The 590-nt window shown below is 34.9% G+C and carries 1 protein-coding gene and 1 pseudogene; one reads left to right on the forward strand and one right to left on the reverse strand.

Annotated elements, in window-relative coordinates; translation table 11 throughout:
• The coding region (locus CP363_RS10500) for an ATP:cob(I)alamin adenosyltransferase (RefSeq protein WP_143468724.1) at positions 1 to 162 on the forward strand (162 nt) is incomplete at its 5' end.
• Between the two features lie 67 nt (positions 163 to 229).
• On the opposite strand, the pseudogene CP363_RS10505 reads toward CP363_RS10500, so the two are convergent.
• Positions 230 to 590 (reverse strand): annotated as a pseudogene (locus CP363_RS10505) (hypothetical protein); the annotation flags it as partial.

The raw sequence follows: 590 nt of genomic DNA on the forward strand, positions 1-590 counted from the left end.
GTCAAATTAAGTTTAAATGAACAGGAATTATCAGATGACGTATTAAAATACATCAATCGATTATCTGATTACCTTTTCACCCTTGGACGCTATGCCAACGTTTTAGATAACTACATCGAAATAAAAAGTAAAAAACGTGAACCAAATAGAATTAATGGATAAGAAAAAGTCGGATGACCTAATATGATCATCCGACTTTTTTCAATCCCACAAAATAAGGTTATGTTAGTTAGCTTTCTTTCTTCAAGACTTCTTTCTTAATTTCCATGAACTTAGGAGCATCAGTAACTTTTAATTTTGGAAAGCTCTTCAAGTAGCGCTTATGATTCCAGCTTAATCGTTGCGGTTGTAATTCATCATAGTGCTGCATCACTGAGTGGTGCCAATCACCAACCCGCAATTTTCCTTTCTCAGGCATATGACTTTCTACTTTAGTTCTAACTCGCTCAATAAAGTGGTTAATATGCACATCCCACATCTTAGTTGTAGTATGGAATCTCTCGACACTGATTACTGTTAATACTAAGTCAATACCCATAATAATGGTAATACCCACAGCTAGCCAGCCATGAGTTATCTTTTCTTCATTA

Origin of the sequence: Lactobacillus sp. UMNPBX12 (assembly GCF_002553955.1) — a bacterium.
In the GTDB taxonomy this organism is placed as follows: domain Bacteria; phylum Bacillota; class Bacilli; order Lactobacillales; family Lactobacillaceae; genus Lactobacillus; species Lactobacillus crispatus.